The 15,760-nt window shown below is 34.8% G+C and carries 14 protein-coding genes; 9 read left to right on the top strand and 5 right to left on the bottom strand.

The window, feature by feature from the left end:
- Window positions 1-54 precede the first annotated feature (54 nt).
- From RH915_RS10640 to RH915_RS10625, 4 genes are all read right to left on the bottom strand, one after another.
- On the bottom strand, window positions 55-1,257 hold the full coding sequence (locus RH915_RS10640) for a cohesin domain-containing protein (RefSeq protein ID WP_310479937.1): 1,203 nt from the start codon (window positions 1,255-1,257) through the stop codon (window positions 55-57).
- Window positions 1,250-2,347 carry a hypothetical protein gene (locus RH915_RS10635; RefSeq protein ID WP_310479936.1) on the bottom strand — a complete coding sequence of 366 codons (1,098 nt, stop codon included), beginning with the start codon at window positions 2,345-2,347 and terminating at the stop codon, window positions 1,250-1,252. Before RH915_RS10635 ends, RH915_RS10640 begins: the two co-directional genes overlap by 8 nt.
- A 12-nt stretch (window positions 2,348-2,359) precedes the next feature.
- Window positions 2,360-4,483: a SpoIID/LytB domain-containing protein gene (locus tag RH915_RS10630; RefSeq protein ID WP_310479935.1), complete on the bottom strand. Its 2,124-nt coding sequence runs from the start codon at window positions 4,481-4,483 to the stop codon at window positions 2,360-2,362.
- 230 nt (window positions 4,484-4,713) lie between these two features.
- Window positions 4,714-5,274, bottom strand: a complete 561-nt coding sequence (locus tag RH915_RS10625) for a phosphatase PAP2 family protein (RefSeq protein WP_310479934.1) — start codon at window positions 5,272-5,274, stop codon at window positions 4,714-4,716.
- A gap of 190 nt (window positions 5,275-5,464) precedes the next feature.
- Between RH915_RS10625 and RH915_RS10620 the strand changes: the two genes are divergently transcribed.
- Both RH915_RS10620 and RH915_RS10615 read left to right on the top strand, forming a co-directional pair.
- Window positions 5,465-6,496: an LCP family protein gene (locus tag RH915_RS10620; RefSeq protein WP_310479933.1), complete on the top strand. Its 1,032-nt coding sequence runs from the start codon at window positions 5,465-5,467 to the stop codon at window positions 6,494-6,496.
- A gap of 473 nt (window positions 6,497-6,969) precedes the next feature.
- On the top strand, window positions 6,970-10,221 hold the full coding sequence (locus tag RH915_RS10615; RefSeq protein ID WP_310479932.1) for a DEAD/DEAH box helicase: 3,252 nt from the start codon (window positions 6,970-6,972) through the stop codon (window positions 10,219-10,221).
- A gap of 523 nt (window positions 10,222-10,744) precedes the next feature.
- Here the strand turns inward: RH915_RS10615 and RH915_RS10610 are convergent.
- Window positions 10,745-11,353: a hypothetical protein gene (locus RH915_RS10610; RefSeq protein ID WP_310479931.1), complete on the bottom strand. Its 609-nt coding sequence runs from the start codon at window positions 11,351-11,353 to the stop codon at window positions 10,745-10,747.
- Between the two features lie 303 nt (window positions 11,354-11,656).
- Between RH915_RS10610 and RH915_RS10605 the strand changes: the two genes are divergently transcribed.
- From RH915_RS10605 to RH915_RS10575, 7 genes are all read left to right on the top strand, one after another.
- On the top strand, window positions 11,657-12,223 hold the full coding sequence (locus tag RH915_RS10605) for a sigma-70 family RNA polymerase sigma factor (protein WP_310479930.1): 567 nt from the start codon (window positions 11,657-11,659) through the stop codon (window positions 12,221-12,223).
- Window positions 12,224-12,269: 46 nt separating this feature from the next.
- Entirely contained in the window at window positions 12,270-12,488 is a 219-nt protein-coding gene (locus tag RH915_RS10600) for a DUF1659 domain-containing protein (RefSeq protein WP_310479929.1), read from the top strand.
- A gap of 215 nt (window positions 12,489-12,703) precedes the next feature.
- Window positions 12,704-12,919: a DUF2922 domain-containing protein gene (locus RH915_RS10595; RefSeq protein ID WP_310479928.1), complete on the top strand. Its 216-nt coding sequence runs from the start codon at window positions 12,704-12,706 to the stop codon at window positions 12,917-12,919.
- A 19-nt stretch (window positions 12,920-12,938) separates the two neighbouring features.
- Window positions 12,939-13,088, top strand: coding sequence for a YvrJ family protein (locus RH915_RS10590; protein ID WP_310479927.1), 150 nt, complete (start codon window positions 12,939-12,941; stop codon window positions 13,086-13,088).
- 314 nt (window positions 13,089-13,402) lie between these two features.
- A complete protein-coding gene (locus RH915_RS10585; RefSeq protein ID WP_310479925.1) occupies window positions 13,403-14,092 on the top strand; it encodes a YveK family protein in 690 nt (229 codons plus the stop codon).
- Between the two features lie 12 nt (window positions 14,093-14,104).
- Complete coding sequence (locus RH915_RS10580; protein WP_310479923.1) at window positions 14,105-14,845, top strand: CpsD/CapB family tyrosine-protein kinase; 741 nt, start codon at window positions 14,105-14,107, stop codon at window positions 14,843-14,845.
- Window positions 14,838-15,635 (top strand): tyrosine-protein phosphatase, encoded by a 798-nt coding sequence (locus RH915_RS10575; protein ID WP_310479922.1) that lies wholly within the window; start codon window positions 14,838-14,840, stop codon window positions 15,633-15,635. Before RH915_RS10580 ends, RH915_RS10575 begins: the two co-directional genes overlap by 8 nt.
- Window positions 15,636-15,760 lie beyond the last annotated feature (125 nt).

Here is a 15,760-nt window from a genome sequence, read left to right as displayed (position 1 = left end):
CCACTTTGGTGTTAAAATCAAAGTGGGTCTTTGTTATGTTATTTGGCTGTATAATTAATGTTTGCCTTTTTGGTAAGTTTTAAGATATAGAGCGACTAGTAATCCAAGTAAGACAATACTTAATGCAATTAAAGATACGAAAACAGCTCTAAGTGTTGAATCCTCAGATAACTTTTCGAAAAAGCCTTGGGCCTCAGGTTGTTTTTCAACTTCTATTACAACGGTTCGGTCAAAAAAGCGTTGCATGGTTCCTTCGGATTGATCAAAAAGGTAAAAGTCTTTTTCTCCCGCTTCATTCATGGCATAAAGCAAGTAAAAATCTGGTTGATCATTTGATTCATGTTGCCATGCTTGTACAGCTTGGTCTTTTAAAGTAAGTTCTGAGGGAATGTAACCTTCAGGTAAATCTAAATCACTTTCTAATTGAAGTATTGTATAAGTAGCACTTGTGCTGTAGTTAATGTAAGGGTAAAGGTTATTCGTAGCTTGGTCATATACATAAAATACGCCATTTTCGCCTTCTTCATCAGTAAGGTAAGCTAACGTAATACCTTTTTCTTTTCCTACAGCAACTTCAATCTCTTCATCGGAATAAGTTATTTCCTCTACTTCAAAGTTATCCGGTATTTTCACAGTAGATAAGTCTGACCATAGAAATAATTCGTTGTCAGCAATATTAACTTGGACTGCCTCTTCAACTGGATTTGGTGGCTCTGGTTCAGGCTCCGGCTCCGGTTCTGGCGGTTGACTAGGTTGACTAGGTTGACTAGGTTGGCTCGGTTGACTTGGTGCAGGTGCTGGCTTTGGTGCTGGTTTTTTTACGTTAATATTGACGCCAGCTGTTGGTTCGCCCAGTAAGACCCCACCATCATCATCTGAATCCTCATAGACTTGACTCTCTTTAATCTCAAAAGCAGCAGTACCTTCTTTTAATGCTGTAAAAGTAGCAGTAGCACTTAACGATGAAGCTGTAGAAGCGGATGAAAGCATTTCTGTTAACATAATTATACCAGTATTTGCCATGCCGGTGCCGTCTTCAAACTTTAATACATCAGAATTATAAGTGAAGTTACCACTTACAGCACCAATATTATTAGCGTTAAAAGTAACTGTAACAGTAACTTTATCACCAACATTTACAGAAGAAGAACTAAGGGCAATAGTTGCGTTAGCAGCATGGCTAGTCATTGGAAAAAGATTAATAAGTAAAACAATTAATATAAAAGATATAAAGGTTTTTTTGTAGGTTTTATTCATGGTTATTACCTCGCCTTTTCATTTTATTTTGATACTGTTGTCTAAGTATTAAAACAGCTATTAGTAAAATAAAGCATATGAAAGCTAGTGTGTAGATTGGCCAGTAGTTTGGTTGCTCTATTTCTGTTTCAATGATTTGATTATCTACCCAAGCTTTTTGTAGTGTTTGGTCATTTATATCAATGAAGTAGTAGCCGGAAGCGCCAACTTCATTGATGGCAGAGGTCAGATAAACACCCTTTGGTAGGTGGTCAGCTTTAAGTACAGCTAAATTTACACCCATAATGTTAATAGTTTCTAAATCATATCCAACTATGGTTTCATACACCGGTAATAAGGTGTATGCTTTGTTTATGTTAACGGTCACATAAGGCATTAGCTGTTGCGTAGTCATATCATAAATGTACCAGTTTTCTTTTAGCTGATCATCAACAGTATGAACTAAAGTCGTTTCTGTAATTGGATGCTGAGCACCAATTACTTCTCTCTCTTTAAAGGTAAAGGATTTTAACTCAAAATGTTTCGGTAAAGTATTTTCTTTAGCTTCGCTAAATACGTATAGTGCTTTACCACCTATCTCTGTTTCAATAAAATCATCTTTAAATTCTGGTGTTTTTATTGGAGGTGTGTCATCTTCAGAGGGAGATTGCAAAATCCGTATTTTCACATTCTTAGATAAACTGTCTAAAAGCCCTCCATCATAAGAGATTACTTCACTGCTTTTAATTGCAAAATTAGCTTCTCCGGATTCTTTAGCAAGGAAGGTATAAGCATAGGTTAAGGAATGGGTAAAAGGGGAACCTGTATCATTGATCCCCCCAGATCCATTAGCAACCATTGATGCATTACCCCCACCATGCTGATAGGATACAAGTTGATCATCATAGCTTATATCAGCACTTAATGCGCCAATAGGCTCATTACTATTAAACTGTACGGTTACTGTAAAGAGCTCTCCTACTTTAATTTCATCTAAATCAACAGATATGTCTAAAGAGACGCTTTCTGCGAAAGTAAGGTTTGGGAAACCAGCCAGTATAATGCTTAATATTGTTATTAAAAGTATTTTTTTATATTTGGTTGTTATCATACTAAACACCCTTTATTGTTTAATTGTTGTGGTGCCTAACAAATGTCTTTGTAGTCTAAGTAAATCTAAAATGGTAACTGAGCCACTTCTTGTTATGTCAGCTGCAGTTTTATATGGTTCTTTTAGGTCCGAAGTATTAAGTAAATATCTTTGAATACGTAAAAGGTCTAGAATCATAATGTCTCCATTACCATTTACATCACCATATATAATAAGTGGATATCTTTTGTGAACTTTGTTATCGCTTGTTCTCACTTCTAATACATCTCCTGTAGCCACAACGCCGGATTTTTTCTCTTTACCACTAGCGTCTAAGAGTTTAATGCTACCGTCGGATATTGAAAGATGATCAAGAAAGGTTCGAACATTAAGTTTAGTCGATAAACCTGTAATACTGGAATTATTATGATTTACAGTATATTTATTGCTACTTAGTTTGGGATCTTTTGGGACTTCTGGTTTAGGTGCAGGCTCAGGTTCTGGATTAGGTTCTGATTCAAGTTCCGGTCGTTTTGGTAAACTTGGTACAGTAGTGTCTACTTTTTCTAACTTTGTTCCTGCGAAATAAAAATCTAAAATTTCATAATGCTTTTTATTATGGACTGATGCCATCTGTTGTGCGCCTCTTTGGCTCATGCCTACGCCGTGGCCAAACCGGCCGTTTGTGAGGTAATATCCATCTTTGGTACTTTCTACACCTCTAAAAATCATATTACTGTCAAAATATTCGTGGGACCTTAATACGGTACCGTTTTCATTGCGGTTCATTAAACTTATTTCTACATCTACATCGGTTTTACTTGATAAAGAACTTGAGCCTGACGTATGGTACTGAACCGTAACATTTGCATTGGCAGTAACATAACTGGTACTATCTGTATTTGGCCATCTTTTTTCACCGTTTTCCAGGCTATTTACAGTATTAATTTTAATATCCGTTGCTTTATCAATGTTTTTATCACTTTTAAGCTTTTCATATACCTGTGTCTGAAGATCTCCTAGTGCTGGGTTAGCGTAAAGGTATCGCCCATTTTCTGTTTTTACACCATATGTAGAATGTATATACACTGTACCATTATCATGTTTAATTTTATGCCAGATCACGTCTTTGCCATTGGGTCCTTTAACAGTAGTGGAAGAAATCCATTCGTAGGCGGTATGCAGGTACCCTCTTCCAGCCCAGGCATAGTTAGATCCTGGACCCGTTCTAACATTAACCCAGGTATTACACTTTACTATCCGTACTGCATAGTCACTATCAAGGGTTGTTGTATCATAATCGGAACCTTCTACTTTACTTGGAATAAACAGTCTATGATACAAGCTATTGGGGTTTGCAAGGTCATAGGGGTCTTCTCTTATAACTAAATAGGGATGTGCATTATTTGCAGAGTCCCCAAAACCCCAGGCGTTGCCAGGTAGCTCGGTAAAACCACCATTAGATGCGGAATAATATGCAGATATGATTTCGCCATTATATTTAAGGACTTCACCCTTTGTTTCATTTACAGCTTGAATAACGTTTCCGTTAGTAGGGTTATAGCCTCTATAAACTTGAGTTTGCTCGGTATCTCCTATATCATGATCGCCGGAGCTACTAATTCTATTAACAGCGTAGCCCCTTGCTGTGACTGCTTGGGCCTTTAAAGCTTCTAAAGGAAAGCTATTGCTCATTTCGTAAGCAACTACACCGGGTAAATATTGTTCAACTGGTATATGATTAATAACCCTTAAATTACCTGAACGAACAGTGAAGTGCATATTACCTAGATAATTTATATCTCCATGGTCTGTCCCTTTTATGGTCATGTGATTATTACCACTACCGTTATTGGCTGTGCGTATAAGTGTTAAAGAGGTTCCGACTGTTTCATCAATACCATTTCCTCTTATACGAACTCGGTTATTTGATGCTACTGATACAGTATAGTCCCCTCGCTTTAAGTCGATGTTAGGTTTTTCTGCTATGTAGTACTCTCCATCTATTACAATAGGAATCGAGGACTTGCTTATAGAAAGTCTAACTCGTATTGTACTATAGTCAGAACTTGCTGATGCATAAAATTTGGGTACAATTAAAACAAAAGAAAGTACAATTATAAGGAATAAAGCATTTATTTTTTTAATTTTTTTCACTGGTATTTATCCCCCTCAAACCTTTCAAATAAAAGTATAATTTGTGTTTAAATTAGAATGTTTGTGTATAGGTTAATAATAAGCATATTAGACAAATTTGTCAATAAAACTACAAAACGCGACAGAGCGTTTTGTTTTAATATGAAAGTCCTAAAAAAGACAAAAAACACTTTAAAATCTAATGGATTTAAAGTGTTTTTTTGTTTGAAATTCAATATTTATCTGTATGTTTATAATCTAAAATAGTTTGATGACTTTTTTCTGGTTCCAAAAAAGTGATTATACAAATTAAATATAATTAGGTTAATAGATACTGAAATTAAAGCCCCTATTACAATGTCCATTGGAAAATGAACACCTACCATAACTCGTGAAAGGCCTGTTAAAAATGCAAGTAGTAGCATAAAAGCGCCAAACTTTTTATTAATTAAGTAAATGGCCATAGCAATGGCAAAAGCACTAACTGCATGCATACTTGGCAGAGAACCACTAGGGTCATGGTAAATTAAACTTTCTATTTCTAAAGCAACAAAGGGTCTTGGCCTTACATATAATAGTCTGATTATATGAACAAGGGCAAAAGAAGTAGCCGGAGCAATAATATAAGGAATTATTTTATCTTTTTTATTTATAAACAAGTAAATAAAGAACAAAACGTAGATTCCGGCAAATATTTTTGAAGATAGGTTGGTTACTGTAATCATTAATTGGCCGATGAAATCGCTGTTTGAAGAAAAATCAAATAGAAACTCAAAAATTCTATGATCTAAAGAATTTATATTTAAAAACATTTTTATCATCCTTTACATTAAAAACGAATTTATATTTTATTTTTTGTTATAAAAAATATTATAGCGTATATGTAAAATAAAGTCGATTAATTATTAGTAAGTCAATAATAAAATAAGTTGTATTATTCTGGTGTAAGTGATAAAATTTAATATGTTTAGCATGTAAAAAATATAAGGAGGCTGACGAAGCGTGAGCCGGAAAAAAAATAAAAAATCAAAAATGACAAAAAAGAAAAAAATACTAATTGTAGCTTTAGTTTTATTAATGCCATTGTTAATCTATGGAACGAGTGTGGGTGTTAGACTGTATAACATTTATTCTACAATGCATGAATCCTTAGATGATGAAGAGTTTGAAGCGATTGACCCTGAAGATTTAATTGATTATGATAATGAGCCTGAGGCAGATGTTATCCCGGAAGATGAGGTGGAAGCTTATAAATTTCTTGATGATCGTATTTATGATCAACCAAGATCTGCTAGAAATTCTGACCACCTAAATATTATGTTAATGGGAATTGATTCAAGAACCATTGGTGGTGCTGGGCGTGCAGACTCGCTTATGGTGGTTCAGTATAACAAAAGAACAAAAAAAGCCGCTATACTTTCGATTCCTAGAGATACATATGTAAGGATTCCAGGGCGTGGGTATGATAAGATTAATCATGCTAGTGCTTTTGGGGGAACAAGGCTATTAAAAGAGACGGTAGAAGGTTATTTAGACATACATATTGATCATTATGCTCGGGTAGATATGCAAAGCTTTACTAGAGCTATTGATGCCATAGGTGGGGTTCAAATAACAGTACCTCAGGATATGGTACATACGAATGGCAGGGTACTATTTAGAGCAGGGAGCCAGCATATGAATGGTGATGACGTACTAAGATACACTACTGCTAGAAAGTTAAGATCCGGTGGTGGAGATGATTTCGGTCGTATTAAACGTCAACAACAGGTAGTAATGACGATTTTAACTAAAGTAAGTAACGAACTTTCATTGAACCAAGCCTTATCTCTATTAGAGGATATTAGTCCCTTTATTAGAACAGATATTACGCCAAATGTGGTGATGAGTAATTGGTCAGCCTTTACGAGTCTTAACTTAAATACGGTTGATATGAGCACCTTAGATGGAACAGGCTTTAGACATAACAGAATATATTACTACAGAGTGCCAATTGAAGATGCGAGAAAAAGGGCAGCTTCGTTGACGCAGTAGAGAAAAATTTTAAAATCACCTTAGATTTAGATCTAGGGTGATTTTTTTATGTTGCAAATTGCATAATTATGTTTATTATGAAATGCTTTCAATAAAGTAATATATAACTTGTTTTGTATTTGTCATCCTGAGTTTTGCGAAGGGTCTTAAGCAGATGACCGAAGAGAAGTTTCGTGTCAGTCGCTTACACAGCGTGCAAGCAGATGACCCAAAAGAAGTTTTGCGTCAGTCGCTTAGTTAAAAATGACTGATTTCTTACGTTGCTCAATCATAAGAAATCAGGGGATTTTTAATACATTAAAAGCGTTTCAGACTTTAAGTTATAAAAAATTGAGATTCTTCACTGCGTTCAGAATGACAAAACACCTATAGTGGATATTTTTGTTAGTATTCTTTTATAATGTCTAGAAAATGGTATACTAATAGGATAGACATTTTTAACAGAGATATTAATATGGAAAGAAGTGATTTATATGTTCCAAATAGAATTAGATGACTTAATGGCCCTATCTAGTATTACCGGTGCTTATAAAAAGGGGTTAGACTACTATCGGAAAAAGAGAGTTGTAGGCTTGAGCTTCGATCGAAAGAATAACCAATTTAAGGCAAGGGTCAAGGGCGGTTATTATTATGATGTTAAAGTGACCTTTGATGAAAAGGGTGAATATATAAAAGGGGACTGTACCTGTCCAGCCCACGACACCTATTCGGGTGGGTGTAAGCATTTGGTTGCCGTGATGATGGAAATAAAAGAAAAGGATGAAACCGGGGCTTTTTCAAAAATCCATGGAGCTAGAGAAAGTAGGGATCTACTAGCTTATTTTAACGGACTTAAAGGTAGGAATAGGACAAATATAAATCTAGAAATAACCTATGAACGTAAAAAAGCTTACTTTAGAGGGGATCGGGATCAATCTTTTATTAGTTTTAGAATTGGACTAGATAAACTCTATGTAGTGAAATACATGAAGGAGTTTATGCGTTACTATGAAAGTGACGAATCTTTGTATATGGGAAAAAGCTTTACATATGAGCCGGATAATCATCAATTTAATCGAGTAGATCAAAAGGTAATAGAACTTGTACAGGAAATTGACGAAATGGATGAAATCGTGAATGAAGCAAATTATATTAATCATACTAAAGGCTTATTTACTGGTAAGTATGTAAAGTTAAGCGATAGAATGTTAAAACGTTTTTTGAATTTAATGAAGGATACAGGAAAGAAATTTAATGTCATTATAGATGGTCATTTACTAGGCTATACCTATGTATCTGAAGCACCCTTGCCGATTTCATTTTCCCTTGATAAAGGGAAGAAAGGAATCGCCTTAGATATTGATCTAAATGAGTCAGTAAAACCCTTAGTGCCTGATGGATCATTTTTGCTAATGAATAGGCGTATATATAAAGTACCTGAAAGTCAAAAAGAGGCGATCCTACCCTTTTATAGCATACTAGATAAGCAGAAATCAAAGCGAATAGAGGTGCCAGAAAGTGACGAGACTTGGTTTATGACTGGTGTATATCCAAAAATAAAACAAGCTGGAGAGGTTGACGTAAGCCAAGGACTAGAGGAAAAAATTTATCAGCCCGGTTTAAATAGCCAGGTTTATTTAGATCAAAAAGATGAACAAATTATTGCAAAGCTCTTGTTTAACTATGGAGAAATTACAATTAATCCTTTTGCTTCAGAGCAAAAAGAGATTACGGATCGGATTTTAATACGGGATTTGGAAAAGGAATCAAGTATACTAAATTATTTTGAGGAAAATGAATTTAAAGTTAGGGATGGCGAGGCTTACTTAGGTGGAGATGAGCATATTTTTAACTTAGTTAAATTCGGAATAAAAAAATTGCAGGGGATGAGTGACGTTTACTATTCCGATAACTTTAAAAACGTTGAAATAAAAAGTAGTGCTGTTTTTAGTGGGGGATTACAGCTAAATACGAAAGATGATCTATTAGAGTTTCATTTTGATGTAACAGGGATCGAAGATACAGAGCTTAAAGAAGTATTAAAAGCTATGCGGAGAAAAAAGAAATACTATCGTCTGAGAAACGGGGGCTTTTTACCCCTTGATGAACAGACATTTTTGGAGACAGCAGATTTATTCTCCCAGCTGGATCTTTCAGAGGAAGATCTACAGGATAATATCATTAGTCTTCCAAAATATCGGGCCCTATATTTAGATAAGTTAATAGAGGAAAAGGCATTGAATTTTATAGAGAAAAATCATGCTTTTAAATCTTTTACGGAAAATGTTAGAAACTTTGAAACTGTAGATTATTATCCACCAGAATCTCTGAAGGAAATATTAAGAAGCTATCAGGTAAAGGGCTTTCGTTGGTTGAAAGTACTAACGAATTATGGATTAGGGGGTATTTTAGCTGATGATATGGGACTAGGTAAAACATTACAGGTGCTTAGCTTCTTATTATCTGAAAAACAAGAGAAAGGGAATACTAAGGCCTTAATCGTTGCCCCAACATCCCTTGTTTATAATTGGATTTCTGAAGTAGAAAAATTTACTCCCGACCTTAAAGCTGTAGCGGTTGCAGGTAACAAAGCAATGCGAAAAGATATATTGGATAAAATAGCGCATTACGATGTGGTTATAACTTCTTATCCATTAATTCGTAGAGATATAGAATTATATAGCAGTCATGATTTTGACTATTGTATTTTAGACGAAGCCCAGCATATTAAAAACTATGCTTCAAAAAATGCCAAGTCAGTGAAAGAAATTAAAGCAAGGCATAAATTTGCCTTGACCGGTACCCCTATGGAAAATGCACTTTCAGAGCTATGGTCCATTTTTGATTTTGTTATGCCTGGGTATCTTTCTTCCAATAACAAATTTAAAGATCACTTTGAAAAGCCCATTGTTAAGGATGGGGACCAAAAAGCCCTAGCTGATTTAAGTAAGCTAATTGGCCCTTTTTTACTAAGAAGACTTAAGAAAGAAGTGCTAAAAGAATTACCGGAAAAAACGGAAAGTAAAATGCTAACAGAGCTAACATCGGAGCAGAAAAAGGTGTATTTAGCCTATTTAAAAGAAATTAAAGGAGAACTGGAAGAAGCCATTAAAGAAAAGGGTTTTGAGCGAAGTCAGATCAAAATACTAGCAGGGTTAACTCGTCTGCGTCAGATTTGCTGTCATCCTGGATTGTTTATAGAGAATTACAAGGGTGGTAGTGGCAAGATGGATTTGCTCAGCGACTTAATCGAAGCAAATATTGCTGGTGGACACCGAACACTGCTCTTTTCTCAATTTACAAGTATGCTCCAATTAATTAAACAAAAGTTAGATGCATTAAATATTGAGTACTTTTATTTAGATGGCAGTACGCCCATGGAAAAACGAGGAGAAATGGTTAATGCCTTTAATGAAGGCCAGGGTCAGATATTTTTGATTTCTTTAAAGGCAGGTGGGACAGGATTAAACTTAACCGGAGCAGATACGGTGATTCATTTTGATCCATGGTGGAATCCAGCCGTAGAAGAGCAGGCAACAGATCGTGCTTATCGAATAGGGCAAACTAGTAAGGTACAAGTAATGAAGCTTATTACAAAAGGAACCATAGAAGAAAAGATTTTTAATCTCCAAGAAAAGAAAAAAGAAATGATAAATGCAGTGATTCAACCAGGAGAGACCATGTTAACGAAAATTACTTCCCAGGAGTTGATGGAGATATTGAGTGAGATCGAAATGGGGGCGTGAGTTTAGTTGGACAGTTGTTAAACCATTGTTAAACCGTAGTTAAACAGTTGTTGAACAGTTGTTAAACCATAGTTAAACAATCGTTAAACAATCGTTAAACAATCGTTAAACCATTGCTAGACTATTGTTAAACTATTGTAATGAGTTGGAAAGTAGAAAGTTGGAAAGGTGGAAAGGTGACAGGAAGATGTATTAAAAATTCTTTAATTTCTTTTATTTAAGTAATGTAAGAAATTAATCATTTTTAAATAAGTGACTGACACGAAACTACTTTTCGGTCATCTGCTTGCACGCTGTGTAAGCGACTGACACAAAACTTCTTTTTGGTCATCTGCTTAAGATCCTTCGTTAACACTCGGGATGACAAGTCAGTTTTAACAGTAGTTGAGCAGTAGTTAAACGGTTGTTCAACAGTTGTTAAACCATTGCTAGACTATTGTTAAACTATCGTTACACTATTGTAGAGGCGAATTCATTCGCCGGAAGAATAAACAAACGCTAGATTTCCAAAACAGTGGAAATGCTAGCGTTTTTCTTTTTTGCTTAGATTTTCTAAAATAAGATCTCTTATATTAGAAATCTCTTCTAAAATCTGTGCTAGCTCTTCCTTGGAGTTTTGGGTGTGATAGACTCCAGGACGCTCTGCTACAGTTGCGGTAGGGTGTTTTTTTAATGTATCAAATTTAGCGCATATACGGGCATGGTGAATTCGCTTTTTAATGGTTTTGACAGTATTAAGGCTTTTTACTTTCGTATTGTTCTTTAAGTATAGCACCGGTTCTTTTGTCGATAGCTTTTCTATAGCGTAATAGTTAATATAGCTAACTGAAGGATCTTTATGTACTATGGGCTTCTGGGTTTTTATCGGTACAAATAGGTGGTTTTGGTCAAAGGGTAATGGAACGTAATATTTACAATTAAGTATATTACAGTATTTTCGTCTTAAAATTTTTAGGTCCAGGGCATAGGAATCTCCTAAATGTCTAAGTGTAGAATGAATGGTATGCTTCAGTAAAAGACTTTCTCCTGTACTTAAAATGACTTTTGTACAGCTACCATAATCCTTTTCATAGGAGATTATTAAAGCATAAATAATCTTTTGCTTTTCTAATACGTCTTTAATATTTTTCATTTTTTACTCCTCCTTTCTTTTAATTTTATTACATGTATTATAGCACAAAAAAGAACATATGTTCGATGAATTGGTAATTATTTATATTACTTATTTTATAAAAAAATATAAAATCCCCTGATACCAAAGTGTAGGCTAATAAAAAAAGAAATTAAATATTTAGAAATTTAACGATTACTAAAGTAAGATAATGAATTACCTTTTGAATGCCTTCATTTGAAAAATTTTAAATGACCGGAAACTAAACTAATATATTTTTACCGGTAATAATATGAAGATGCATCTTCAAAAGGAGATTATAAATTGAATTTTGAAGAAATGGTCAAAAAATCAGCAGAAGGGAATGCAGATAGTCAAATCGTATTAATTGAACAGTTAAGACCTTTAATTATTTCAACAATGCGCCGATATGGTGGGGTCCAGGGCGTAGATGAGGATGCTTATCATGATGGGGTGTTGGAAATACTTAAATCCTTTGAAGACTTTGATTTAAATAGGGGAATTCCCTACTTAGGGTATATTAAACGCCGTTTAATGCACTTTTATCAAAATAGAAGGCGTAAGGAAAAGATATGTTTTTCTCTAGATCAAAATATTGGCGATGAGGAAGGATTATCTAGAGTAGATATATTGGTGGATAAAACCGTGGACATAGAGGGACAATTTTTAAAAGAAAGAGATGTTATCCACATAAGATCTGCCCTACAGACCTTAACAGAGCATCAACGAAATATCATTATAGAACACTACTTCAATAATATAAGCTTAAAGGATATTGCTTTATATAAAGGCGTCCATCCGGTTACTGTTTCAAAGGTAAAGGCAAGTGCATTAAAAAATTTAAGAAAAAAATTAGAAAGTATATGCTAACTTATCCTCTATCAAAACATTTATATAGTAGAAAGGGGGTGAGCCCATGGCAACAGTTATTAATGAAAGCACAAGGTTGAGAATTCGTGTAGTTGACAGTGTTGATGAAAATGGTAACGAAAGATATAGCTCAAGGACTTACAACAATGTAAGACCGGAAGCCACTAATGAAGCAATACTAAATACAACACAAGAAATGGTAGCTTTACAAGAAAAGCCTGTAAATGCAATTGTTAAAATTAGTGAGCAAGAATTAGGAGCGTAGAGGTAGGTAAGTAGAAAGTGAAAAGTTGGAAAGTTGGAAAGTTGGAAAGTTGGCCAGTTGGACAGTAGAAAGGGAAGGGGTTAATCAGTTGTTAAACGATTGTTAAACCATAGTTTAACTATTGCTCCACTATCGTTCAACCATCGTTCCACTATCGCAATCCGTAGCGGCGAATTCATTCGCTGTATTAAAAATTATAATAGGAGGTGATAAGATTGACTAGAACATTAGAAATGGTATTTAAAAGAGAAGATGGAAGATCATCAAGGATGACAGTATCTAATGCCAGAGAAGATTTAACAGGTGAAGAGGTTAAATCAGCAATGGAAAATATTATACAAGATGATATTTTCTTACCTCAGGGTGTTGCTTTAGCAGAGGTTGAATCAGCTGCAGTTGTTACTGTGTCTACGGATGAACTTACCCTGTAGTTGAAAGGGGTGAAAATAAATGAATGAGGCATTGAATCATGTTGCTAATTTAGGATTTCCTATAGCTGTCTCTGTATTTCTACTTGTTAGAATAGAGAGTAAGCTAGAAAACCTAACTTTAAGCATACATGACCTAGCTAAATCAATAGAAGGCTTAGGCCAAAAATAACCAGAGAAATTTTCTCTGGTTATTTTTTTGTATAGAAAATTTCGCAGTTAAGGTAAGGCGACTAGAAGAGACATACCTAGTTTTTAAAAATAATAATGATAATAAGGTAGATATTTAGCTTGTTTTGGTTATTATGAATATATAAGGCATTGAACTGTTAGAAAAATATGTTGAATTACCTCAAAATTTAGATTACAATTGAAAGGTAATATTTTGAAAATTTAGTATAAATAAAGGTTGCTTATAAGTTTTTGTCGAATATGAATATACATATATTTAGGTATTATTTTTTATCTATGAAAGGGTGGCCGATAATGGAAGAAAGAGAAATGGAACTTGATTTAAGGGAGTACATACATATTATTAGAAAAAGGGTTGTTATGATTCTAGCTATTACTATAATGGCAGTAATTGCCAGTGCTGTTGTTAGTGGTTATGTTTTAGATCCTGTCTACAAAGCTTCTACTACGGTAATGATAGCAAAACCTGCAAATAGTATTGGTGGTCAGATTGAATTACAAGATTTAAATTTAAATCAACGATTAGCGAGAACCTACGGAGAGATTGTTCAGAGTAGAACGGTGTCAGAAGAGGTTATTAGAACGTTAAGGTTGTCGATGTCACCAGGTGAATTAACGTCAAAAACTTCTGTAGATTTAATAAGAGATACAGAGTTTATAACAATTAATGTAACAGATAAAGATCCAGCAAATGCTGCACTTATTGCTAATACAACGGCAGATGTATTTAGAAGACATGTAACAAGATTGATGCAAGTAGATAATGTTCAGGTGCTGGATCGTGCAGAGGTACCAAACAACCCAATTAGCCCAAGAGTGAAGTTAAACATTGCGATAGCCGGCGTATTAGGTTTGATGGCTAGTATATTTTTAGTGTTTCTCTTAGAGTTTTTAGACAATACAATTAAAACCCCAACGGATGTTGAACGCCACTTAGGGTTAAATGTTATCGGAACGATACCGATGATGAACGACAAGAAATAGAGGAGGATACCAATGAATACACAGGAATTGATTACTTTTACTGATCCAAAATCACCGACTGCTGAGGCTTATCGTACCCTCCGAACAAATATACAATTTTCTAGTTTGGACAATCCGATATCCACGATTATGGTAACGGGTTCAGGACCCTCGGAGGGAAAGTCTACAACTGCGGGGAATCTAGCAGTTGTTTTAGCTAATGCAGGAGCTAGAGTGTTACTTGTGGACGCGGACTTAAGAAAACCTAGAGTGCATAAAATGTTTAATCTAAGTAATCAAACTGGCATGACAAATATACTTGTAAAGGACTTAGATTATAAGGACCATGTTATTATTACATCAATAAATAGATTAGAAGTATTGACTGCAGGAACAATACCACCTAATCCATCTGAGCTTTTAGCCTCTAAGAAGATGCGGGGATTAATTGAGCAGCTAAAAACGGATTATGATTATGTTATTATAGATACGCCACCTGCAGCTGTGGTTACTGATGCTGCGGTTTTATCAAGAGTGGCTGACGGCGTACTTCTAGTATGTGCATCAGGACAGGTTGCAATAGAAGGGGCGCAAAGAGCAAAAGCCCTATTAGAAAATGCGAAAGCAAATATACTGGGTGTTGTTTTAAATAAAATTCCTGTTAATTCCGGTAGTTATTCTCAATATATGTATTATTCTTATTATGGCGAAGAAGAACAAGAAGTAACTAAGCCAAAAAGAAAAAGGGCAAAAAGGAGTAAGATAAATGGTTGATTTGCACAGTCATATATTGCCGTGTATAGATGATGGCGCTAGAAGTGAAGAGGAAACCATTAGTATGGGTAGGATTGCTATGGAAGAAGGAATTACCCACATTATGGCGACGCCTCATTACTTTGGGGAAGGTCGAGACAAAGAAAAAGCTATTATCTTAGAAAAAGTAGAATTGGTTAATAAGCTTTTTCAGCAGGAAGGTATTAATGTAGAGGTACTCCCGGGGAATGAAGCTTATCTTTCATTAGAGTTACCTGATAAACTAAAAAATGGTGACGTGCTGACACTTAATAATGGGCCGTACATTTTAGTAGAGTTTCCGATGAATAATACGAGTTTGTACATCGATGAAATTTTGTATGAGATTAGATTGCAAGGGTATTATCCGATCATTGCGCATCCAGAAAGATACAGGCAAGTTGTTGAGGATCCTAATATTGTTTGCAAGTGGATTGAGCAAGGCAACTATATACAAGTAAACGCAATGAGTATACTAGGGAAGCATGGTGAAGTTGTACAAGACACTGCAGAGATTTTAATGACCCATAATATGGTTCATTTTATTGGTACAGATGCCCATTCACCACGAAGCAGAGCGCCAAGGATTAATAGAGCCTTTGAAATGGTAAACCAGTGGGTTGGACCTGAGTTAGTTGCAAAATTACAGGCAAATAACTTAGCGGTACTAAAGGGGCACGAAGTACAATTAGGAGAGGCTATTGAATACGAAGAACAAATATCTTTTTTAAAAAGCTTTTCAATAAAAAACCTTTTTAAATTAGGAAGTTAAAAGAATATAATATTAAATTTAAAAAGCACTGATCTTAATTTAACAATAGAGGAAATTGCATAATTAAATTTGTAAAACATAGAAAAAGAAAGTATGTTAAACTAACCTCACTAAAAGTGAAATTT

The sequence above is a fragment of the Serpentinicella sp. ANB-PHB4 genome, from assembly GCF_031432315.1.
Taxonomy (GTDB): domain Bacteria; phylum Bacillota; class Clostridia; order Peptostreptococcales; family Natronincolaceae; genus Serpentinicella.
This window is presented reverse-complemented; position numbering and strand designations above follow the sequence as displayed.

Bases quoted from the DNA above. Each gene is read 5' to 3' on its own strand.
- RH915_RS10585 (WP_310479925.1), top strand. From the start codon at position 13,403: ATGGAAGAAAGAGAAATGGAACTTGATTTAAGGGAGTACATACATATT.
- RH915_RS10590 (WP_310479927.1), top strand. From the start codon at position 12,939: ATGAATGAGGCATTGAATCATGTTGCTAATTTAGGATTTCCTATAGCT.
- RH915_RS10610 (WP_310479931.1), bottom strand. From the start codon at position 11,353: ATGAAAAATATTAAAGACGTATTAGAAAAGCAAAAGATTATTTATGCT.
- RH915_RS10600 (WP_310479929.1), top strand. From the start codon at position 12,270: ATGGCAACAGTTATTAATGAAAGCACAAGGTTGAGAATTCGTGTAGTT.
- RH915_RS10635 (WP_310479936.1), bottom strand. From the start codon at position 2,347: ATGATAACAACCAAATATAAAAAAATACTTTTAATAACAATATTAAGC.
- RH915_RS10615 (WP_310479932.1), top strand. From the start codon at position 6,970: ATGTTCCAAATAGAATTAGATGACTTAATGGCCCTATCTAGTATTACC.
- RH915_RS10640 (WP_310479937.1), bottom strand. From the start codon at position 1,257: ATGAATAAAACCTACAAAAAAACCTTTATATCTTTTATATTAATTGTT.
- RH915_RS10575 (WP_310479922.1), top strand. From the start codon at position 14,838: ATGGTTGATTTGCACAGTCATATATTGCCGTGTATAGATGATGGCGCT.
- RH915_RS10625 (WP_310479934.1), bottom strand. From the start codon at position 5,274: ATGTTTTTAAATATAAATTCTTTAGATCATAGAATTTTTGAGTTTCTA.
- RH915_RS10580 (WP_310479923.1), top strand. From the start codon at position 14,105: ATGAATACACAGGAATTGATTACTTTTACTGATCCAAAATCACCGACT.